Annotated in this window: 16 protein-coding genes; 11 read left to right on the forward strand and 5 right to left on the reverse strand. The window is 43.4% G+C overall.

Annotation, left to right across the window (positions count from 1 at the left end):
- The first annotated feature begins 72 nt into the window (after nucleotides 1–72).
- From JMY00_RS08880 to mmsB, 7 genes are all read left to right on the forward strand, one after another.
- Complete coding sequence (locus tag JMY00_RS08880; protein WP_201579906.1) at nucleotides 73–1,743, forward strand: fatty acid--CoA ligase; 1,671 nt, start codon at nucleotides 73–75, stop codon at nucleotides 1,741–1,743.
- A gap of 313 nt (nucleotides 1,744–2,056) precedes the next feature.
- Nucleotides 2,057–4,078, forward strand: coding sequence for a propionate--CoA ligase (locus tag JMY00_RS08885; RefSeq protein WP_201579907.1), 2,022 nt, complete (start codon nucleotides 2,057–2,059; stop codon nucleotides 4,076–4,078).
- Between the two features lie 343 nt (nucleotides 4,079–4,421).
- Nucleotides 4,422–5,906, forward strand: a complete 1,485-nt coding sequence (locus tag JMY00_RS08890) for a CoA-acylating methylmalonate-semialdehyde dehydrogenase (RefSeq protein ID WP_179798924.1) — start codon at nucleotides 4,422–4,424, stop codon at nucleotides 5,904–5,906.
- Between the two features lie 219 nt (nucleotides 5,907–6,125).
- A complete protein-coding gene (locus JMY00_RS08895; RefSeq protein ID WP_201571697.1) occupies nucleotides 6,126–7,286 on the forward strand; it encodes an acyl-CoA dehydrogenase family protein in 1,161 nt (386 codons plus the stop codon).
- 32 nt (nucleotides 7,287–7,318) lie between these two features.
- On the forward strand, nucleotides 7,319–8,101 hold the full coding sequence (locus JMY00_RS08900; protein WP_201579908.1) for an enoyl-CoA hydratase: 783 nt from the start codon (nucleotides 7,319–7,321) through the stop codon (nucleotides 8,099–8,101).
- Between the two features lie 71 nt (nucleotides 8,102–8,172).
- The gene (locus JMY00_RS08905) at nucleotides 8,173–9,432 is read left to right on the forward strand and encodes an enoyl-CoA hydratase/isomerase family protein (protein ID WP_201579909.1); all 1,260 of its coding nucleotides are present in this window, start codon (nucleotides 8,173–8,175) and stop codon (nucleotides 9,430–9,432) included.
- Between the two features lie 107 nt (nucleotides 9,433–9,539).
- Nucleotides 9,540–10,484, forward strand: a complete 945-nt coding sequence (mmsB, locus tag JMY00_RS08910) for a 3-hydroxyisobutyrate dehydrogenase (RefSeq protein ID WP_201579910.1) — start codon at nucleotides 9,540–9,542, stop codon at nucleotides 10,482–10,484.
- A gap of 129 nt (nucleotides 10,485–10,613) precedes the next feature.
- Here mmsB and JMY00_RS08915 read toward each other — a convergent pair whose 3' ends face one another.
- Nucleotides 10,614–11,372, reverse strand: a complete 759-nt coding sequence (locus JMY00_RS08915; protein ID WP_201571702.1) for an IclR family transcriptional regulator — start codon at nucleotides 11,370–11,372, stop codon at nucleotides 10,614–10,616.
- A 593-nt stretch (nucleotides 11,373–11,965) separates the two neighbouring features.
- Between JMY00_RS08915 and JMY00_RS08920 the strand changes: the two genes are divergently transcribed.
- Nucleotides 11,966–12,841, forward strand: coding sequence for a hypothetical protein (locus tag JMY00_RS08920; RefSeq protein WP_201579911.1), 876 nt, complete (start codon nucleotides 11,966–11,968; stop codon nucleotides 12,839–12,841).
- A gap of 182 nt (nucleotides 12,842–13,023) precedes the next feature.
- Here the strand turns inward: JMY00_RS08920 and JMY00_RS08925 are convergent, their stop codons facing one another.
- The 3 genes from JMY00_RS08925 to JMY00_RS08935 all read right to left on the reverse strand — a co-directional run bounded on the left by JMY00_RS08925 (nucleotide 13,024) and on the right by JMY00_RS08935 (nucleotide 15,139).
- A complete protein-coding gene (locus tag JMY00_RS08925) occupies nucleotides 13,024–13,713 on the reverse strand; it encodes a 4'-phosphopantetheinyl transferase superfamily protein (protein WP_201579912.1) in 690 nt (229 codons plus the stop codon).
- 157 nt (nucleotides 13,714–13,870) lie between these two features.
- The gene (gene pal, locus JMY00_RS08930) at nucleotides 13,871–14,389 is read right to left on the reverse strand and encodes a peptidoglycan-associated lipoprotein Pal (RefSeq protein ID WP_057760480.1); all 519 of its coding nucleotides are present in this window, start codon (nucleotides 14,387–14,389) and stop codon (nucleotides 13,871–13,873) included.
- A gap of 141 nt (nucleotides 14,390–14,530) precedes the next feature.
- A complete protein-coding gene (locus tag JMY00_RS08935; RefSeq protein ID WP_201579913.1) occupies nucleotides 14,531–15,139 on the reverse strand; it encodes a DUF6231 family protein in 609 nt (202 codons plus the stop codon).
- A gap of 396 nt (nucleotides 15,140–15,535) precedes the next feature.
- Here JMY00_RS08935 and pepN point away from each other — a divergent pair, with 396 nt between their 5' ends.
- Nucleotides 15,536–18,136, forward strand: coding sequence for an aminopeptidase N (gene pepN / locus JMY00_RS08940; RefSeq protein ID WP_240990712.1), 2,601 nt, complete (start codon nucleotides 15,536–15,538; stop codon nucleotides 18,134–18,136).
- 234 nt (nucleotides 18,137–18,370) lie between these two features.
- Here the strand turns inward: pepN and JMY00_RS08945 are convergent, their stop codons facing one another.
- A complete protein-coding gene (locus tag JMY00_RS08945) occupies nucleotides 18,371–19,453 on the reverse strand; it encodes a 3-deoxy-7-phosphoheptulonate synthase (RefSeq protein ID WP_102078467.1) in 1,083 nt (360 codons plus the stop codon).
- Between the two features lie 429 nt (nucleotides 19,454–19,882).
- On the opposite strand from JMY00_RS08945, the gene lpxB reads away from it, so the two are divergent.
- A complete protein-coding gene (gene lpxB / locus JMY00_RS08950; RefSeq protein WP_201579915.1) occupies nucleotides 19,883–21,199 on the forward strand; it encodes a lipid-A-disaccharide synthase in 1,317 nt (438 codons plus the stop codon).
- Nucleotides 21,200–21,221: 22 nt separating this feature from the next.
- Nucleotides 21,222–22,100 carry a ribonuclease HII gene (locus JMY00_RS08955; protein WP_201579916.1) on the forward strand — a complete coding sequence of 293 codons (879 nt, stop codon included), beginning with the start codon at nucleotides 21,222–21,224 and terminating at the stop codon, nucleotides 22,098–22,100.
- Nucleotides 22,101–22,423 lie beyond the last annotated feature (323 nt).

Here is a 22,423-nt window from a genome sequence, read left to right on the forward strand (position 1 = left end):
TAGATTTTATGCTGCTATTAACTTGATTGTTATTTATCCCTTATAAGTACAACAAACAAGGAAGTCAGTTCTATGTCAAACATTTATCACAGTGCACCATCTGCCTACGATTATCCACTACTGGTCAAGCAATTATTAAGCCGTGCAAAAACGGTATCGCAAGATCAAGAGATTGTGTATGCGGACAAAAAGCGCCTGACTTACAAAGAGCTGTTTGAGCGTATCAATCGCTTGGCCAATGTATTGGCAGACCTAAAGCTCGATGCAGGTGATGTGGTTGCCGTGATGGATTGGGACAGTCATCGCTATCTTGAGTCTTATTTTGCCGTGCCAATGTCAGAGTACGTTTTACAGACTGTCAATATCCGTCTATCGCCTGAAAAAATCCTTTATACCATCAACCATGCCAAGCCTAAAGTGCTGATGCTCAACTCTGAGTTTGCGCCATTGGTTAAAGACTATCAGTTCGAGAACTCAAGTATTGAGCATATTATCTGGCTTGATGACAATGGTGTCACTGCTGAAGGTATCTTTGGTAGCAACCAAAGCCGTGTCACAGGCGAATATGAAGCGTTATTAGAAGCTGCTAATAGCGAATTTGATTTCCCAGATTTTGATGAAAATACCATTGCGACGACCTTTTATACGTCAGGCACGACAGGTGATCCAAAAGGGGTTTTCTTTAGCCATCGTCAGCTAGTGCTACATACACTAGCAGAAGCGGCAACTTTGGGGATGCTGCCTGATAAGCAAGGCGTGAGCTATGGTGATGTCTATATGCCGATGACGCCAATGTTCCATGTGCATGCATGGGGTTTTCCGTTTACAGCAACCATGGTGGGTCTAAAGCAAGTCTATCCAGGTCGCTATGCGCCTGATACGTTGATGGACTTAATTGTCAATGAAAAGGTCAGTATCACCCATTGTGTACCAACGATTTTGCAAATGGTACTCAAAGAAGCACAAGATCGCGATGCCAGCTTTAATGGTCTAAAAATGATTATTGGTGGCTCACGATTGACCGAAGGACTAGCCAAAACGGCCATGGCACAAGGCATTGAGGTCTATACAGGCTATGGTATGTCGGAGACAGCGCCGCTTATTAGTTTAACGGGCTTTAGTCTCGATGAGCCTGAAATGACTGAAGAAGAAGACATTGCCCGTCGTTGTATGACAGGTAAACCCGTACTTATGGTCGATGCTCAGGTATGGGGCGAAGGCAACAAGTCAGTGGGAACTGGGCCAGAAAATACAGGTGAGCTGGTATTACGTGCGCCTTGGTTGACCCAAAGCTATCTCAAAAATGACGATGCTGGCAAAGAGCTATGGGAAAATGGCTATATGCATACCCAAGACATCGCCTACATACGTCCTGATGGCTATATCAAAATCACCGATCGCTTAAAGGACGTGATCAAATCAGGTGGTGAGTGGATTTCATCACTAGAGATTGAGACCATTTTATCACTACACCCGTCAGTGGCCGATGTGTCAGTGATTGGGGTGCGTGATAAGCAATGGGGCGAGCGTCCATTGGCTTTGGTGGTGCTAAAGCCTAATGCTAAGGATACTAGTGCTGATGATATCAAAGCGCTTGCAGAAAAAGCGGTAGAGCGCGGTATCATTCCTAAGTATGGTGTGCCAAGCCAGTTTAAGTTCGTTGATGAGCTACCAAAAACCTCTGTTGGTAAACATGACAAAAAAGTCATGCGTGAGATGTATGCCAATCAAACTGAGATATAATTAGTATTAGTTAAATGTTCAAATATTTGTATTCGTCAAAATGTAGCGCGTATTACACGCTTAATAGTTGACCTTTCCGATAGGCTCTGCTACATTTTAAACCGATACATATCGTATCGGTTTTTTAATTCTGGCAAGGATGACCAGTATTTACTAAGACATGGTTTTTTATAGTTGAAGCATTTTAGAGTTGGTAACAGCCAATTGCACGCAGACAGTGCACCGTGCGAGGTGAGTACCGTGACAACTTATTGAGTGCCTTAACTACAAAATACTATTGCCTCATTTCTCGTTTATGCTAAGGACAGCTACTATGAGCGACCATTCCCAATCCTCAGTTTCTACCCAAATGACAGACACGCCAAACTTCGCTGATATTTATCAAGAGTCTATTACGGATCGAGAGCAGTTTTGGGCTGAGCAGGCGAAGCGTATCTATTGGCATAAAGAGCCTGAACAAATTCTAGATGACAGCAATCTGCCTTTTGCCAGATGGTTTGTCGGCGGTGAGACCAATCTTTGTTATAACTGTGTCGATCGTCATCTGGTAGACCGTGCAGAGCAAGATGCTTTTGTGTGGGTGTCATCAGAGATTAATCAAGAATTGATAGAAACCTTTCCAGCGGTCGTTGATTCGTTTAAAGATTTGGGCAATAACGTCGAGTTTTATACAGACTATACCAAGCGTCGTCTAACTTATAATGACTTGTATAAAGAAGTTAATTATTTTGCCGATGTGCTACAGCGTCACGGTATTGGCAAGGGTGACCGTGTCATTATCTATATGCCGATGATATTAGAAGCCGCTTACGCCATGCTGGCTTGTGCGCGTATTGGTGCCGTGCATTCAGTCGTGTTTGGTGGGTTTGCCGCCCATAACTTGGCTATCCGTATGGATGATGCCGAAGCCAAAATGGTCATTACGGTGGATGCAGGGCTACGCGGCGGTAAGGTCGTCAATTATAAAAACCTAGTCAATCAAGGCGTCGAGCAAGCGACTGTCAAGCCAGAGCATGTGCTGGTGGTCAATCGCGGTATATTGCCATTTGAAACTAAAGCGATCGATGTTGATTATGCAACCGAGCGTCGTCATAGCTGTGAGACCAATGCAGTCGTAGAGCCAGTTTGGCTTGAGTCAAATACCCCATCCTATTTGCTTTATACTTCTGGTACTACTGGCACACCAAAAGGGGTGCAGCGCGATACAGGTGGTCATGCCGTCGCGCTGACGACGTCGATAGATTATGTCTATGACGGCAAGGCTGGCGAGACGTTCTGGGCGATATCTGATATTGGTTGGGCTGTCGGGCATTCTTATACGATCTATGCGCCGTTACTGGCGGGTATGACCAGTATTATGTATGAGGGCTTGCCGCATATGCCAAACCCTGGTATCTGGTGGCGTATCGTTGAAGCTAACAAAGTTAACATTTTATTCACCGCACCCACAGGTGTGCGCATGCTCAAAAAACAAGACGAAAGCTGGATGACGCGTTACGATGTCTCTAGTGTGAAGTCGTTCTTTTTGGCAGGTGAGCCGCTTGATGAATCAACGGCTAGTTGGTTGACTCAGCATCTGGGCGTGCCAATTTTAGATCACTATTGGCAAACAGAGTCTGGTTGGCCAATCTTGAGCCATACACCAAAATTCAATCATAAGCCGCACAAGCAGGGGTCACCTGGTTACCCGATGTATGGCTATGAAGCGCATGTCATCAATGAGGAGACTGGCGATCCTTGTCAGGCTGGCGAAAAAGGATTGCTTGCAATTAAAGCACCACTACCGCCTGGTTGTCTCACCACGGTATGGCGTAACGACGAGCGCTTTATTAGCAGCTACTTTGGTCTGTTTGATGGTCAGCAGTACTCAACCTCGGACTATGCAGTGACAGATGAAGAGGGTTATTTCTACATCTTAGGGCGTACCGATGATGTGATTAACGTCGCAGGACATCGCATAGGCACGCAAGAGATTGAGGAGGCCATCAGTACGCATCCAGAGATGGCAGAGTGTGCTGTAGTAGGTATTCAAGACGAGTTAAAAGGTGAGCTACCTATTGCATTCTGTGTCCTAAAAGATCAAACGCAAATTGAAACCACCGAAAACCGTTTCCGTATCGAGCAACAAGTGATAGGCGCTGTCGTCAAATCTTTGGGCGGCATTGCCCGACCAGCTGCTATCTACTTCCCGCAGGCACTGCCAAAAACTCGCTCTGGTAAAATCTTACGTCGCTCAATTCGTGCTCTAGCGGAAAACCAACCGACAGGAGATATGTCAACGCTTGATAACCCAACTGCTATTGATGCGATCAAGCAGGCGATGAAAGATTATTGATTGGTATAAATTAGCCTCATACAAAAATAGTGATGTTGTTCATCGCGTATCAAAGTCAGGTTAACTTCAAAAAGCTCATGAATCATCATGGGCTTTTTTGTTTTTGTTATTTAAACAATTTTTATAAGAGCACGTGCTATTAAAATAAACTTAGCAAAAATTTTGATAAAGCGCTTGACCGTAAAAATGATTTATTGTTATAGTCAATAACGATACAAAATAAATCATTTTAAAATTCAGTTTTTAATAATGCTTTACAGACAAACACTCATCGCTTTTATTTTTCTAATAAATATATAGGTGCCGTCACACGGTACTCTCGCAAAAAAGATAAGGATATCTTATGCACCACGTTCAACAGCTTATCAATGGTCAGTTCGTACAATCAAACACCGACGAATGGATTGATATCACTGATCCAGCGACGCAAGAAGTCATTGCCAAAGTGCCACAAACTACTAATGATGAGATTAACCAAGCTGTCGCAGCCGCACAGACTGCGTTTGAGACATGGCGCAAAACGCCAATCACCACGCGTGCGCGTATCTTTTTAAAGTATCAGTCTCTGATTCGTGATCATATGGATGAGTTGGCAGAAATCTTGACCGCAGAGCAAGGAAAGACGATTGCTGATGCACGCGGTGATGTGTTCCGCGGTTTAGAAGTAGTAGAGCATGCCGCTGGTATTGCCAATCTGCAAATCGGCGACTTTGTAGAAAATGTTGCGTCAGGGGTCGATACTTATAGCATTTGGCAGCCACTCGGCGTTTGCGCTGGTATTACGCCATTTAACTTCCCAGCGATGATTCCGCTATGGATGTTCCCAATGGCGATTGCTACAGGTAATACATTTATCCTAAAACCGTCTGAACAAGATCCGATGGTGACTATGCGTTTGGTAGAGCTAGCAATTGAAGCGGGCGTACCAGAAGGCGTGCTGAATGTGGTACATGGTGGTAAAGCAACCGTCGATGCTATCTGTGACCATCCAGATATCAAAGCGGTTTCTTTTGTAGGCTCTACTCATGTAGGCAAACACGTCTATGAGCGTGCCAGTCAATCAGGTAAGCGTGCCCAGTGCATGATGGGTGCCAAAAACCATGGCGTTATCCTGCCAGATGCCAATAAAGAGCAAACGCTCAATCAGTTAGCAGGCGCAGCATTTGGTGCAGCTGGTCAGCGCTGTATGGCGCTGTCAGTCGTCGTACTAGTAGGCGCAGCTGGTGAGTGGATTGATGAGATTAAAGCAAAAGCAGAAAGCTTGGTCGTCTCAGCTGGCAAAAATGACAAAGATTTGGGGCCGTTGATTTCGCCTGCTGCGAAGGCCCGTGTCGAGCATTTGATTGGGACTGGGGTAGAAGAGGGCGCGAGCTTGATACTAGATGGTCGCGGAATTACCGTTGAAGGGTTCGAGAAAGGTAACTTCGTTGGCCCAACTATCTTTGATAATGTCACAAGTGATATGCAAATTTATCAACAAGAAATCTTTGGTCCAGTACTATGTATTATGCGTGCTAACAGCTTGGACGAAGCGATTGCACTATTGAATGCCAATCCACATGGCAATGGTACGGCGATATTTACTCAGTCAGGGGCAGCTGCACATAAATTCCAGCAAGACATTCAAGTTGGTCAAATCGGTATTAATTTGCCAATCCCTGTGCCACTACCTATGTTCTCGTTCTCAGGTTCACGTGGCAGCAAGCTTGGTGACTTAGGTCCTTATGGTAAGCAAGCCGTACAGTTCTATACTCAGACAAAGACAGTGACTGCACGTTGGTTTGATGATGAAGCGAGCCGCGGTGTCAATACAACGATTTCAATGTAATCGTCAGCTCATTGTTTTATCAGTATGACATTTTGTGTTTTAGGTATGACGATAATGCGACTTGCGGTACTATTGAACGCAATTTTATTATCGTTATACCGCTATCATGTCGCGCTAATGTCTTATAAAATCTCTGACCAACCTTTTTATTAGCGCTTTTATCAACGTTTATCCAAGATTTAAGCCCTCTATTTGATCTATAAGAACAAGGATGACCCTATGGATTTTTCATTGACCGATGACCAAGTCGCCTTTCGCCAGACGGCTCGGCAGTTTGCGCAAAAAGAGCTAAAGCCAAATGCTGCTGAATGGGATCGTAACTCGCATTTCCCAATAGATATAATCAAAAAATCTGGTGAGCTTGGCTTTTTGGGGCTATACACCAATCCAGAATATGACGGCTTGGGCTTACCAAGACTGGACTCAGCGATGGTATTCGAAGAGCTTGCATGGGGCGACACGGCTGTAGCAGCGTATATGAGTATTCATAACATGGCCGCATGGATGATTGGTGAATATGGCAGCGATACGCTATGCAAAAAATATCTGCCCAACATGGTCAGCGGTGAGTGGCTTGGCAGCTATTGCCTAACAGAACCAAATGCAGGGTCTGATGCAGCCTCCTTACGTACCAAAGCGGAGAAGCAAGGCGAGCATTACGTACTAAACGGTGAAAAAACCTTCATTTCTGGCGCAGGCTCAACCGATGTATTGGTAGTAATGGCACGTACTGGTAGCGCTGGGCCCAAAGGCGTGTCAGCGTTCGTCGTAGACGCCAATAGTGCTGGTATCGAATATGGCAAAAACGAGCATAAAATGGGCTGGAAAGCACAGCCAACACGCACGATTAGTTTTAAAGACGTTAAAGTCCCTGTAGAAAACCTGATAGGTGAGGAAGGCCAAGGCTTTCGTATCGCGATGAAAGGACTGGATGGTGGTCGTATTAATATCGGTATTTGTGCGGTAGGTACGGCACAAGCGGCGTTAGAGACCGCAACCAGTTATGTGCAAGAGCGCAGCCAGTTTGGTAGCCCGATTGCTAGCTTACAATCGGTACAGTTTAAACTTGCTGATATGTTGACCCAGACCATCGCCGCACGCCAAATGCTGTATCTAGCAGCTGATAAAGTTGACAACAACGATGGACAAGCGTCTACCTACTGCGCAATGGCAAAACGTCTGTCTACAGATCTTTGTTTCGATGTTGCTAATGAGGCCCTGCAGTTGCACGGCGGCTATGGTTATCTAAATGAGTATCCGCTTGAGCGCCATGTACGAGACTTACGTGTCCATCAAATTCTGGAAGGTACCAATGAGATCATGCGTGTGATTATTTCACGTCAGGTCTTGCAAGATGAAGGGTTAAGCCAGCTACGCTAATTTATCTCGTTTTACTGAAACAAGGATGTTTTATGACAGATTATACAAATCTACAGCTATCAATTGATGGCCATACCGCAACGTTGACGTTGAATAACCCACCGGCACATACGTGGACGATGGACAGTCTGCAAGCACTTAAGCAGCTCATCACAGATCTCAATGCCAACGACGATGTTTACGCATTAATCGTGCATGGAGATGGCGAAAAGTTCTTTTCAGCTGGTGCAGATTTAAACAACTTCTCAGATGGCGATAAAGGCCGTGCCATCAGCATGGCAATTGCATTTGGTGAGGCGTTCGAAGCATTGTCTGCCTATCGCGGTGTCAGCATCGCTGTTATCAATGGCTATGCGATGGGCGGCGGCCTTGAGTGTGCGCTCGCATGTGATATTCGGATTGCAGAAGCGCATGCCCAGATGGCATTACCAGAGACAGGCGTAGGATTATTGCCATGTGCTGGCGGCACACAGAACCTACCTATGTTAGTAGGGGAAGGTTGGGCTAAGCGCATGATACTGTGCGGCGAGCGCGTCGATGCAGATATAGCATTGCGTATCGGTCTGGTTGAAGAGGTCACTGCAAAAGGCGAGGGGTTGCAAGCCGCTCAAGATTTGGCAAAAAAAGTCGCTAAACAATCACCCGTCGCTGTCAGTTATTCTAAAACACTGATTCAAGCGGCTAGAGACACACCGCCTGCACAAAATCTTATCCATGAGCGTGAAGATTTCGTTAAGCTATTTGACACAATGGATCAGCGTGAAGGGGTGCAAGCCTTTTTAGAAAAGCGTCAACCCAATTGGCAAAACAAATAAGCATTGCTTAAAATGCTTGGGTCATAACACTCATGACATTATTTAACTTTTTAACTTTGTAGGTCACTTTTATGACAGCAGCTACCGACGATACCCAAAACTCTTCGAACAATACCGAGCAAGAGGCCTCTGTATTGTTCAATACTGAACCGACAGATTGCGGGCACTTGATTGGAGTCATGACACTCAATACACCTAAATCGCTTAATGCACTCAGCGTTGATATGTGTCAATTGCTCTCAGCGCAGTTAGAGCAGTGGCAAGCGGATGAGCAAGTGGTGGCGCTTGTGTTAAAGGGTGCAGGGGATAAAGCGTTCTGTGCGGGCGGTGATATTCGTAAGCTCTATGACAGCATGTCTGCCAGTGCGCCAATGCCAAACCCTTATGCTACTGAGTTTTTCAGTCACGAGTATCGTCTCTATCGTCAAATGCACTTTTATCCGAAACCATTAATACTTTGGGGTGACGGTATCATCATGGGCGGCGGTATGGGGCTGATGGCAGGATGCAGTCATCGTCTGGTCACTGAGCGTACCCGTTTTGCCATGCCTGAGGTCACCATTGGTCTGTTCCCTGATGCTTCAGGCAGTTGGTTTTTGCAGCGTATGCCTGCTAAGACGGGGCTGTTCTTGGGTTTAACTGGCGCGATGTGCAATGGCAGTGACGCGCTACTCGCCAATCTGGCAGAGTATGCAGTAGCTAGTACTGATTATGATGCCATCATTCAGCGGCTCAAACAGAGTGACTGGCAGGCAGTTGATAACGCAAGCAGTTCGAATAAGTGTCATGACAATAGCGCACATAGTATTGTTAGCCGTGCACTTGCTGAACTACCTATTGCCGAACTGCCTGATAGTAAGCTAGCGACATATTGGCAACCTATTCAACAATTGATGAACCGTGGCGGTCTGGCTGATATCGATGCGCTGCTACAAAGCGATGAAGCACTCATGCAGCTAAACCAAGACTTTGCAGAAGACAGTTGGACTCAGCGAGCAGTTGCAACCTATCGGCATGGCTGCCCAGTCACGGCTGCATTAACCTATGCGTTGTATCACAAAGTCACTGACCTATCGATCGAACAAGTACTGTATTTAGAGACCAATGTCGCAGTACATTGCGCGGCCAATCCTGATTTTAAAGAAGGCGTGCGGGCATTATTAATTGATAAAGATAGAAAGCCCAAATGGTCGCGTTCATTGGCAGACTGTCTAAGTGTAGAAGGGCAGGCGTATATCGATCAGCATTTTGGCAATCCTTATTCTAAAAACGAGCACCCTTTAGAAGGTTGGTTAGGTAGTGACGCTTTGGGTAGTCGATACGTCGGCTAACTGCCTAAAAGCACTCTATCAAGTAGGACATAAGCAAAATTCACTAATAAATACTGTTAAATAGTATGTAGCAATAGCTACATCATAAATCATCAAGGAGTGATGAGATGGGTACAAAGGATACAAGTACGATGGATAATAATAACTCTAAACCAAATATCGCCTTCATTGGGCTTGGTAATATGGGTGCGCCAATGGCAGAGAACTTATTAAAGGCAGGTTACGCGCTATCTGTGTTTGACTTGTCTGATGCAGCGACTAAGCGCTTGAAGCAAGCAGGGGCTAGTGTCTCAGAAAGTCCTAAAGACGCTGCAAATAATGCTCAAGTCGTGATTAGTATGTTACCTGCAGGTCAGCATGTACATTCTGTATATTTAGGCGATAGTGGCTCTGATGGATTGCTCGCAGAGTTACCAAAAGGCACGCTTGTGATTGACAGTAGTACGATTGCGGCGGCTGATGCAAGGACAGTAGCAGAGGCGGCAAGTAAGCTTGGCATCGACTTCTTGGATGCGCCAGTCTCTGGTGGCACAGGTGGGGCAGTTGCTGGTAGTTTGACCTTTATCGTCGGTGGCGATGCTGCTGCTTTTGCTAAGGCTGAGCCAATACTTGCCGTGATGGGCAAAAACATCTTTCATGCGGGCGAGCACGGCGCAGGACAAGTGGCTAAAATCTGTAATAACATGCTATTAGGTATCTTGATGGCAGGGACGGCAGAGGCGATTAATCTAGGCGTCAAGAACGGTTTGGACCCTAAAGTGCTATCAGATATCATGCTACAAAGCTCAGGCCGTAACTGGACCTTAGAAGTTTATAATCCTTATCCACAAGTCATGGAGAATGTGCCTTCTAGTAATGGCTATCAAGGCGGTTTTATGAGTAAATTGATGCAAAAAGATCTAAACCTTGCGATGCAGACTGCTCAAGACACTGAAGTAGACACGCCAATGGGTGCCAAAGCAACAGAATTATATGCCTCACATACTGTAGAGAATGGTGATAAAGATTTTTCTAGTATTATCGGACGTCATGATGTCTCATTATTGTCTTAAATATACTAATATTAAGAATTTTTGGTATCACTAGTAGGTGGCATTAATTAAGAGAATGCATTTGCTAAAAAGAAAAAGGTCTACGCTAAAATCATAGCGTAGACCTTTTTTGATGGGCAATAGATAGTATTAGCTTTGCAGATCGTAGACGAGCGTTTGAACGTCTTGGGCGGCTTTTTGTAGTCTTGGTACGTGCGTCAGCAAATCATCTAATGAGACGCGTATGGTGGGCGCATGTAAGTAGAGTGAGGCCAGATAGCGTTGCTTTTTATCCAAGATAGGTACAGCCACTGCGACCATCTCAGAGATAAACTCCTCATTATCGATGCCGATACCAGTATCAGCAATGCGATCAAGCTCGGCATTTAATGCATCGATATCAGTAATCGTATTCTTAGTGAACTTATCTAATGGTAACCCTTGTAGTATTTTCATACGGCTAGTCGTAGATAGTTGGCTTAGATAGAGCTTGCCAGTCGCTGTACACCACATAGGTGACTTTGCCCCGACAGGAAGATAAATCTGTAGTGGCAAGGTCGTCTGAGCACGGTTGGTATAGATCATATTCATATGATAAGGAATACCAATGCCGCAAGTTTCTTTTAACTCGTCAACCAGCTTTTGCAAAATCATCTGTCGCTCGTTAAAGAACAGTCGTTGTTGCCATAGTTCAACGCTCAAGTTGCGCACGCGCTTACCAGGGATAATACCGCCACCAATGTCAACAGTCAAAAAACCATCATCAACCAAGTTTTGAATCAATCTATGAATGGTCGGTTTAGGGATATCTAGCTCTTGTGAGAGCTCGAGTGGAGAAAGCGGTTTTGAAGCATAGGACACTGCTTCGATGATTTCTAGGACACGGGTAATCGACGATACTTTAGGCATATATATGACTCAGTAGGAGTAAAGAAATAGAGCAGACAGCATTACAAGGTTTTCATAAATAAGACAAATAGTGACAATACTGACGTTCTATAACAAATCTGTTATAACAACTAATTTAGCATAATATTCGCTTGAGACAAGTGTTAGTCGCATTATATGAGATCATTTATATCGTTTTATTTGTTAGCGTATATTTTCTCATATAAGTAACAATAGATACGTCAACTCACAAGGCACACTATTCTGTAAGGTTAAGCCATATAACTGTCATTGAGTTGGAAGATATTTTAGATAATGATGTGGACATATTTTGCAATACCCTTACATAAACATTAAGCGAGCAAAGTCTCATGTTTACGCTGTTTGGTTACTTTAAGGACGTTATGTAACATAAAGGCGAATTTTTGCAGATTGGTGTAGCAATTATTACAGTACCTATGCAATCTTTACATAATGGCAAATAAAAACAGCATCAGTAGGGGTGACTTTTTAAGTCAGAATTGTTTTAATCACCTCAACAAAATGATGGTTTAAAAAAAGCACAATCATCGTTTTTTATGGGCGGGTTTATTTCACACTTTAGGAGAATAATTATGAAATTGATTAAATTGACGGCAATCTCTGCTGCTGTTCTAGCATCAACTGCTGCATTAGCTGCTGATCCAGTTATCGTTGTTGATGACAATGCTGCCGTTGCATATGAAGTTGAGCCAGTTGCTGTAGCCTATGAAGCAGAACCTGCTGCTTATGCATACAATGCTGACGCTGGTGTAGTACGCAACACTACTGGTGCTGTAGTTGGTGGTACTAAGACTTTCTTCCAGACTGCTGTTAACCCAGCTGCAGTGAGTGCTGAAATTGGCACACTAGGCTATGGTGCTAACGTTGCTTGGGCGGTTAATGATAAAACTGAGTTACAAGCTGGTTGGTCTGGCATGAACTTTGACGGTGACAGAGACTTAAATGCTAACGATTCTTGGATTAACTGGGATAAGGCATTAGGCGATGGCTATGGTAACTATAACGGCACTATGGATTATGATGTAGATTTTAGCAATCCATACATTGGCGTTCAAATGCGTCCGTTTGCTAACAACTTCACAGTTGCTGCAGGTACTATGGTTCCACGTAACAAGATTGAAGCTTCAATTGCTGCTGATGCAGGCTCAAAAGGTATTGCAACTGTTTCTATCGATGATGTTGAATATCAAGTTGACACAGCAACTATCAAAGCTGAAAACAAAAACAAATTGGCACCTTACGCTACTATCGGTTACCGTCCAAACATTAACCAAAACTGGGGCGTATTCGGCGAGTTAGGCGCAGCATATATGGGTAAGATGGATGCTGAAGTAACTAATGTTAGTGGTTCTGACACAGATGGCTTTAAAGAAGCGGCAGAAAAAGAAATCAAAGACAAAAACGTTTGGTATCCAATCGTTAAAGCTGGTGTAACTTACCGCTTCTAATCTAATCACAGTCTAAAGACTGTTATTAGTTAAAGATTAAGTACAAAAAACGACCCTCTCGAGGGTCGTTTTTTTGTCTGTCATATAGTAGTTCATGAGATACAGTGGAAAGTTGAGGGAATAAGTATTGTCTTAAATAGAGTTTCAAACAGATAGCTAGTAGGCTGCTAGAGAAATATTTACTAAAAAATCACCACCGTATGCTGTGTCGTTGATATAGCAATATGATAATCAGTTCTGTCTTCAGCGATGATATACATGGATGACTCTTGTCTCATGCCATCTAATATATCTGCAATGAGGTGTGAGTAGTCCATGCCCATACCTTGAGCCAGCTTATAGTGATTTATTTTTATAAAGCATTCTTTGAGTTGCCATAATAGTTTTACAACAGTATCGCGCTCATCTGTCGGCAAGGCTAGTAACCTATTAATCTCATTATCTGAATAAAAGCGCTTTGCCACTTTCCACACCACATTGCTAGCTTCTATATCAATCCCAGCAGGGCGGTCAAGACTGATGACCACTGCTATCTTATTGTTCAGATTTTGCTTAACTTGATTTGAATTGCTGCCAGTATTGGCTTTACCACTTATCCCTGTATGACTGAAACAAACGTAATATTTATGATTGACAAGGCAATACGGAAAATCAGACTCATCTAACGTATCGCTAATCTCTAACTTATTGAGTAGTTGCTGTAATAGCAGACGCACGCCTGCACGTTGTATTTGCCGTTGATTGTGAGCAATACCGCGTGATGCATCTTTCGATGACGATTGAAAATCTAGACAAAGCGATTCACCAACCTCTGCAGTGGCATACCATGTCGTAGAATTGAGCTGAGTATATTTAACCTGAGTTAATAGCAAGTGTTGTACCATCATTCTTATTGTTTGTATTTGGTTTTCAGTATCATTATTTTAGCTGACAAAAATGTAAAAAGCCCAGCAATATTAAATTGCTGGGCTTTTTATGGAAATATATTAAATTATCATGTGTAAAGATTATGATAGATAATGCTAAGTCTTAGTAAGACAGCTCAGCACGACGGTTTTGTGCATACGCGTCTTCTGTGTTACCAGCTGCTGCAGGGCGTTCTTCACCATAGCTAATAACTCGGATGTTGTTTGCAGTGACACCTTGAGCAGCGAGGTAGTTACGTGCAGCTTGTGCACGTCGCTCACCTAGTGCCATATTATATTCACGGCTACCGCGCTCATCAGTGTGACCTGCGATAACGACAGTCGCTGCTGGGTTTGAATTTAGCAGGCTTACGTGTTGGTTAAGGACGCTCGCTGATTGAGCAGTAATTTCGCTGCTATCAAAGGCAAAGTAGACCACTGCTTGAATATTCTCAGCGCCAGTAATGACAGCGTTTGAGTTATCAACGATAACCGCACCATTGTAGCCAACTTGTCCACCTGGAATACCTAGCGGGGCAACGACAACTTCTGAGGTAGAACGCTTGGTAGCACAACCAGTGGTTAGTGCAACGGCGCTTGATAGCACAGCAAGAACAGCGATCTTAGAAAAACTGATTGACATGACGAGCTCCTAAAATTTTAATTAAATTTGTTTTTTTAAACTGCTTCCGATAAAACTTAGGCAATCTCTATCTATAATATACTAAATGTTAATTTATGTAAGTGTTTTTACTGTAAATTACGATAGATAAAATTGAGTGTATTACCAGCGGTGCTTGCCCCAGTTTTCAGGGTTGGCCCAGTAATCAGCATTGAGCCAATTTGGCAGCTGTTTGTAGTCATATAGATTAAATTGCCAAAGCGTCGCAGTAACGGTTGACGAGGTAATAGATTGAATATCGTCAATATTTAGAGATGGCTCACTTAATATATCAAATGGCGTAAAGCCGTAAGGTTTTAAGTCTACAGAGCTATCTAATGCAATAAGTAAATGCGCGGCATACAAGTCACGATAGCGCATGAGTAGTGGCACATAGTGTTGAGTCAGCTCTTCTGACAAGGTGGGTAGCCAAAAGCAAGCAAGCTCATAACGATCAGGTACATGCTGTTTAGCAAGATCTGATAACGTTGATAAGTGTTGTGCGTTCAGCCTTGATTCAGTGTTCTCATTAGTAGATATAGTATCGTCAAGTTGTGCTTGTAGTGCTAATAAATCCGCATGGTTATGTGTTACCCATAATGCCTCATTATTATCTTTGTTATGCTCAGGTGACTGTTCTGTCTGAGTCGTCAATGAGGGTAGTAGCGCGTCAACATACTCTATAAGCAAAGGTAGGGTAATGTCTGCACGTTTCACCGTATTTTTTGTCATATAATAAACCGTTAGTTAAATGATTGGTCATCAGTATGACTATTAAATCATTTTCAACGACATTATCCAATTGATAACGTATGTTTCATATTTAAATCATATTGAACCGAGGATATCTTATTCTACATACTTGAAATTTGGCGATTTAGGTCAATCTAGCTATAAGCTTGATGAGAAAACCAAATTAGTAATAAAAATTAGTTTATTAAGCGCTTAGCTGATTGGTTAGCCTAAAGATAAGGTCTTTATTTGCACTAGTGCCTTTTGCAAATAGTAAAATGATATTAATCATATATTACTCATCCCCAGTAAAAATACTTTATAACCAAACCACCGATAATAATAGGACACCATATGTCTACTGCTGAAACTGATGCACAAATCATCAATCCTGAAATGCCAGATGTGCCGCCCCATGCGCCAAGCAAGATTAATCTAAAAGACTATACCAAACCAAGTTTTGATGTCGATACGGTACATTTAGATATTAAGCTGTTTGAAGACTACGCGCAGGTAGACAGTAAGCTTGAAATGGTGCGTCAAACGGCAGGGGATATCGTCTTATTTGGTGAGTCATTAGAGTTGCTAACGATTACGATGAACGGTAAGGCACTGACCACTGAGGATTATCAGCAGGAAGCGGGTAAGCTGACGATTCATAATGCTCCTGAGCGAGCTACTTTAGATATTCAAGTACGTATCTGTCCGCAGACCAATACGGCGCTTGAAGGCTTATATATGGCCGGTAGCGGTGACGACACGATGTTTGTGACTCAGTGCGAGCCAGAGGGTTTCCGTAAGATTACTTTTTATCCTGATCGCCCTGATGTGTTGGCGATATTTACCACGCGACTTGAAGCAGATAAGCGCTATCCGACGTTGTTGGCCAATGGTAACTTAGTCGAAGCAGGCGAAGTGACCGATGCACCAGACCGCCATTATGCCATCTGGCACGATCCAACCAATAAGCCAAGCTATCTATTTGCCTGTGTGGTAGCTGGTTTAGATGTATTGACAGATTCTTATACGACTAGCGAAGGTCGAGAAGTATTGCTTGAGTTGTATGCCAAGTCTGCTGATATCGATAAATGTGATGTCGGTATGCAAGCCCTAAAAGATGCGATGAAATGGGATGAGGTCAATTACGGGCGAGCCTACGATCTAGATCGCTATATGATTGTGGCGGTCAGCCAGTTTAATATGGGTGCAATGGAAAATAAGGGTTTGAATATTTTTAACACCGCTTGCGTGTTATCTAGCCCTGAGACGACCACCGATGCCCGTAGTTTTAGCGTAAAAGCCATTATTGCTCATGAGTATTTTCATAATTGGACTGGTAACCGTATTACCTGCCGTGATTGGTTCCAGCTTTGTTTAAAAGAAGGCTTTACCGTTTACCGTGATCAGTCATTTTCAGCAGATCAACAGTCAAGTGCGGTACAGCGTATCGATGATGTGGCGACCCTGCGTGCCCATCAATTCAGCGAAGATGCAGGTCCATTAGCACATCCGGTACGTCCAGAGAGTTTTGTTGAGATTAATAATTTTTATACGACGACTGTCTATGAGAAGGGCGCTGAAATTGTACGCATGATTGCCAATACGTTAGGGCCAGATGATTTCCGCAAAGGAACAGATGAATATTTCCGTCGCTATGATGGACAAGCGGTAACGGTTGAGGACTTTTTATCAGCACTGAGTATCACCGATGACAAAATCGAGAATTTTATTGATTGGTATCGTCAACCTGGTACGCCAGTGGTATCGGGTTCTCAAACCTATGATAGCAACGCACAGACGCTGACCATCACTTTGAATCAGCAGACACGCCATGTCAAAGGCTTTGATGCGCCAAAACCATTGCCGATACCTGTAGCAACGGCATTATTTGACAAAGACTCAGGCGCTATCGTCGCTGAACGTATGTTATTGCTTGACGAGGCGACGCAAACGTTTGTCTTTGAGAATGTAGCGAGCGAGCCTGTTGTGTCATTACTGCGTGACTTTAGCGCGCCAGTACAGCTCAATTATGACTATCAAGATGTAGACTTAGCATTTTTGCTTAAGCATGAAACCAATGGGTTTAACCGCTGGCAAGTAACTCAAATGCTGGTAAATCGTATTTTGCTGCAAGGCCAAGGTACGAAGAGCAGCCCTGATGTATACCTAGAAGCATTAGCGCAGACACTGCCTGTCTTAGCAGCTGATGATGCGATGCTAGCGGCACGATTGCTTGATATTCCATCAGCGCAAGAGCTGGCTTCTGCTATTTCTAAAGACTACGATCCAGTGTTGGTTAAAGAGCAGCGTGATGGGCTATACAAGCAAGTGGCTGATAAGTTAAAAGGCCAATGGGCTGAGCTGTACAATAATCTGCCAATGCAGTCTTATGAGGATAGCGCTGAAGCTCGAGGCATTCGTGCGCTGCGTAATGTCGTACTCGATATGGCATTGACGGCGAATGTAGATGATGCAGCAGACTGGGCACAGCAGCAGTATGACAATGCGAGCTGTATGACTGAGCGCTTTGGTGCATTGAAGGCCATGGTCAATCATCAGCTGGTAGATGCAGATAAGTACTTAGCAGACTTCTATGATCGTTTCCAAGCAAATGATCTGGTTGTCGATTTGTGGTTCAGTGTCCAAGCTGCCGCTGAGGATGTAACGCCTGATATGGTCAAGTCGCTACTGACGCACACGGACTTTGATTGGAATACCCCTAACCGTGTCCGTTCAGTTATCAGTGCTTTTAGCTCACAACCGACGGTACTCTGGACGGCAGAAGGTCTAGAGATGTATACAGGCGTGATTCAGAAATTAGATGATGCCAATCCTGTATTAGCCTCACGCTTACTGCAAGTACTGGCCCGCTGGAATACGTTGGCTGAGCCTCGCCGTCAAATGGCGCACAAGCAGCTGATAGATTTACAAAAGAATGTCTCATCTAAGCATGTGCTCGAAAGCTTAGAGAGTGTGTTAGGTGCTGCAAATAATTAATTGAGAGCAGTGCAATATACATCGAAATGTAATATCAATTTTATGAAAATATCAATTTCAGAATAAGGTTAGCTCTGACCAATTAACGAAACATGTATCGTTGCTGGTCATTGCTAATCAAATTTTAGAATAGAGTGTTTCTTATAGAATGTTCATAAATAAAAAGCCCCTTTCGCACTGATGCGCAAGGGGCTTTTTATTGTTTGCTTGACGATAAATTATCGCGAATAGCGATTAGCGATTTGGTAGCACATCTTTTACCATATCACGTAAGTCACGTAATGCTGTGACAGTGCTATCCCAATCTAGGCAACCATCGGTGATCGATTTGCCATACTCAAGCTGGCTTAAATCAGCAGTCAATTTTTGATTGCCGCCTTTTAAGTGACTCTCAATCATCATACCGATAATTGATTTATTGCCGTTTTGAATTTGTTCGGCAACGTTTTTGATAACCATCGGTTGTAGGTAAGGGTCTTTACCGGAGTTGGCATGGCTTGAGTCAATCATAATCTTACTATTGGTCTTGCCTTTTGCCAGCTCGTTTTCAACTTGAGCGACCGCAGTTTCATCATAGTTAGGTTTACCATTACCACCGCGAAGTACCACGTGCGCGTAAGGATTACCTTTAGATTTGATGATAGAGACTTTACCATCTGATGATAGACCTAAGAAGCTATGACCTTCTTTAACCGCTTGCATGGCATTTACAGCTACCGTCATACCGCCATCAGTACCATTTTTGAAGCCAACTGGGCATGATAAGCCAGAGCTCATTTCGCGATGCGTTTGGCTTTCAGTGGTACGTGCACCAATGGCTGACCAGCTGATTAGATCCTGTATGTACTGCGGTGTATTTGGATCAAGTGCTTCGGTCGCGCAAGGTAGACCTTTTTCATTCAAATCAAGTAGCAATTTACGAGCCGTGCGCAAGCCTTTTTCTATATCAAAGCTGTCATTCATGTCAGGGTCGTTGATCATGCCTTTCCAGCCAACCGTCGTACGAGGTTTTTCAAAATAAACACGCATGACCACAAATACACTGTCTTCAATTTCTTTTGCCAATACGGCCAAACGATCGGCATATTCGTGAGCGGCTTTGATATCGTGAATAGAGCAAGGGCCAATGACCACAAACAAACGCTTGTCTTTACCATCCAAGATATCTTGAATAGTATTACGACCTTTTAGTACGGTGTTATACGCGTCGTCTGACAGAGGCAGCTCGGCTTTTAGCTCGGCGGGGGTAATCAAAGGAATAAATTTTTCAATATTCACGTCGTCAATATCTGCATTATGGGTAACTGATGTTGTCATGGTTATATATCGTCTAGCTGATTTATAGGAATAATCATTATGCGGACAAAAGTGTTGGTTGACAAGGGTAGTCGAGCAGTTAATTGACTGATAACTGGAATGAGGAAACTAAAACTTAGTTATACTTATAGAGACTTAGCGTGATATTTGACGTTCTAAATGCACGTTTAGCATTTGGTTTTTCTATCTATTAATAAGAGTTGGTTGAGTTTTTGATGCATAACGCTCAGATTTTATGCGTGAATTTCGCTATTTGTATCATCGTCAAGTATGATAGCAACATTAGCGATGGGTGGCCCAAACTGTGGTATTAAAACAGTACGGATGAGTGCTCATATTATTCATAAGGTCGTATCGCTGATTTATTACGTTATATTTTATAATAACGGTTTATTTTATTTTGTGTATTTCTAATATCGAGAGCTTGTCATGACAGATTCTGCTACGTCTCATCACCATACTGACCTCATTCATCAAGCCGAGACGGATTTTCAAGTAGCAAATATAAATGCTACGCCGCTAGTGATAGGCATCGTCGCAGGTGAGGTATCTGGTGACAGTTTGGGTGCAGATTTTATGCGGCAAATGAATAATCTACGTGATGATATTGTCTGGGTAGGCGTAGGCGGTACGAAAATGCAAGCGCAAGGGCTACAGAGTATTTTTCCGTTAGAACGCTTGGCGGTGATGGGTCTGGTTGAAGTCATGTCGCAGCTACCAGATTTGCTCAAAGCACGCCGCGAGCTACTGAGCGCATTTAAGGCTGCCAATATTGATTGGTTCGTCGGTATTGATGCGCCTGATTTTAATTTGCGAGTATCTAAAAAACTAAAGCCCCAAGGCGTGTTCTGTGTGCAGTATGTCAGTCCTTCTATTTGGGCATGGCGCGAGTCGCGTATCCATAATATTAAAGCGGCGACCAATTTGGTGCTATGCCTATTCCCGTTTGAGTTGCCAGTTTATGAGCGACATAACCATCCGGCGACCTGTGTGGGTCATCCCTTACTACGAACCATTGATCAGACCCTTATCGATACACCAATTAATCAACGTCGCAGTGAGTTAGTCTGGGACAATGATGGGTTGCAGCAGTTCTTCATCGAACGCTTTGATGATGTGAGTCAGCTTATTTGTGTAATGCCAGGTTCTAGGCGCGGTGAAATTACAGCTATTCTGCCATTGATGCTTGATGGCATCCAAAAGTTAATCCTGTTAGATCCTAAGCTGTGCTTCATCATTCCAACGGTCGATCAAAATCATCAATATATCGTACAAGAAGTGATCGACCAACGCTCAGAACAGCTACGTGAGGCAATTGTGGTGGTTTACGATGATACCCAGCCAGAATTTAGCCAACATGCCATGGCGGCGTCAGATATCGTGATGCTAGCATCTGGGACAGCAACGCTGGAGGCAATGCTGCTTGAACGTCCGATGGTAGTGGTTTACCAATTAAATCAGCTGACTTACCAAATAGCCAAGCGTCTGGTAAAAGTGCCATATGTGGCATTGCCTAATATATTGGCTAATGCGCCAATCGTACCTGAGCTTATTCAAGAGCAAGCGAGCGGTGACAATATTTGCCGCACCGTAATGCGATTGCTACAACCACGCGCTTATGCCGAGCAATTACACGACTTACTAGTGACAAAGCAGTCGCTACAACAGCAAAGTAACCATGAGCCTGCAAACAGCGTGATTGAACAGTGGTTTATCCAAAATACCAATACCGTCAATCCTAATTAAACAAGAAAGACCTCCTAATATTATGCATATCAACCAACATACAGAAAGCTCAGTTCAAATAATTGACATCAATATTGAGCACATTGATGTGAAAGGACAATATATTCAGTTAGCAGCGCCCATACGTTTATATGGGCAAATGAATACCGCTGAGTTGCTTACTCAATATCTCAGTTATGGTAACCAAGGGACAGATCAGTCAATACTACAAATCGGCGTTGATGAAGCAGGACGTGGGCCATTACTAGGCAGCGTCAATATTGCCGCGGCAATATTACCTGCGATTTGGTCAGGATTGATTGAGGAACAACCGCTCAAAGACACGCCGTTGTCGATACTGACAGACTCCAAACAACTGAGTGAAAAAAAGCGCGATATCCTTTATCCATTGGTTCAGCAGCATGCTATCGGTTATATCATCGCTGATATACCAGCAGCAGTGATCGACCAAGTGAACATCTTGCAGGCAACGATGCTTGGTATGCGCTTATGTACTGAATCATTGCTAGAAGTAATTTTTGAAAAATTCTCGACTACTGGAAATGTTAACAGCACGTCGCTCGATCAATTTAAAGTCGAAGTACTGTTTGATGGAAATCGTTGCCCTGACTTGAATTATGATAGCTTTAAAAAGTTAGAGGTAGCGCCATTTGCAATTGATTGTCAAGCATGGGTAAAAGGTGATGCGCGTCATACTAGTATTGCAGCGGCCAGTATATTGGCAAAAGTAAGTCGTGATGAATCGATGTATACACTGGATGCTCAATATCCGGAATACGGTATTGCCAAACACAAAGGATATCCGACGCGCGCGCACATGGAAGCAATCGAAAAACATGGTGTCTTGCCAACGCATAGACGTAGTTTTGCACCAGTGAGAAAGGCTCTAGAAATACAATAGCTATAAAAGAAGTAGATAGAAAGCTGATTTCTAACATGCATTATCTCGTTTTAAAGATATGATGGGGTCAGCTTTGATATTTTGGTTGACGATAAAACATTAGAGCAGCAGTCATTTACGTTTACTACTGGTAAGGTAAATTACTAATAATCATTTAATACGCTCTAAATATTGATCGTAAAAAAGAAGGTCTGAACCAGTGATATGATTCAGACCTTCTTTTTATGTAATAATTTTTTGTGTAATGGTAACCCTCCCAAACTTAAGACACCTAATAAATAGAATTAAGCTGCCTGATTGAGTTTCTGTATCGGTGTAAAACC

Source organism: Psychrobacter sp. Pi2-52, assembly GCF_904846705.1.
Lineage (GTDB): Bacteria > Pseudomonadota > Gammaproteobacteria > Pseudomonadales > Moraxellaceae > Psychrobacter.

Excerpts from the sequence above, each read along its gene's own strand:
- JMY00_RS08880 (WP_201579906.1), top strand. The coding sequence starts at position 73 with ATGTCAAACATTTATCACAGTGCACCATCTGCCTACGATTATCCACTA.
- JMY00_RS08885 (WP_201579907.1), top strand. The coding sequence starts at position 2,057 with ATGAGCGACCATTCCCAATCCTCAGTTTCTACCCAAATGACAGACACG.
- JMY00_RS08890 (WP_179798924.1), top strand. The coding sequence starts at position 4,422 with ATGCACCACGTTCAACAGCTTATCAATGGTCAGTTCGTACAATCAAAC.
- JMY00_RS08895 (WP_201571697.1), top strand. The coding sequence starts at position 6,126 with ATGGATTTTTCATTGACCGATGACCAAGTCGCCTTTCGCCAGACGGCT.
- JMY00_RS08900 (WP_201579908.1), top strand. The coding sequence starts at position 7,319 with ATGACAGATTATACAAATCTACAGCTATCAATTGATGGCCATACCGCA.
- JMY00_RS08905 (WP_201579909.1), top strand. The coding sequence starts at position 8,173 with ATGACAGCAGCTACCGACGATACCCAAAACTCTTCGAACAATACCGAG.
- mmsB (WP_201579910.1), top strand. The coding sequence starts at position 9,540 with ATGGGTACAAAGGATACAAGTACGATGGATAATAATAACTCTAAACCA.
- JMY00_RS08915 (WP_201571702.1), bottom strand. The coding sequence starts at position 11,372 with ATGCCTAAAGTATCGTCGATTACCCGTGTCCTAGAAATCATCGAAGCA.
- JMY00_RS08920 (WP_201579911.1), top strand. The coding sequence starts at position 11,966 with ATGAAATTGATTAAATTGACGGCAATCTCTGCTGCTGTTCTAGCATCA.
- pal (WP_057760480.1), bottom strand. The coding sequence starts at position 14,389 with ATGTCAATCAGTTTTTCTAAGATCGCTGTTCTTGCTGTGCTATCAAGC.
- JMY00_RS08935 (WP_201579913.1), bottom strand. The coding sequence starts at position 15,139 with ATGACAAAAAATACGGTGAAACGTGCAGACATTACCCTACCTTTGCTT.
- pepN (WP_240990712.1), top strand. The coding sequence starts at position 15,536 with ATGCCAGATGTGCCGCCCCATGCGCCAAGCAAGATTAATCTAAAAGAC.
- JMY00_RS08945 (WP_102078467.1), bottom strand. The coding sequence starts at position 19,453 with ATGACAACATCAGTTACCCATAATGCAGATATTGACGACGTGAATATT.
- lpxB (WP_201579915.1), top strand. The coding sequence starts at position 19,883 with ATGACAGATTCTGCTACGTCTCATCACCATACTGACCTCATTCATCAA.
- JMY00_RS08955 (WP_201579916.1), top strand. The coding sequence starts at position 21,222 with ATGCATATCAACCAACATACAGAAAGCTCAGTTCAAATAATTGACATC.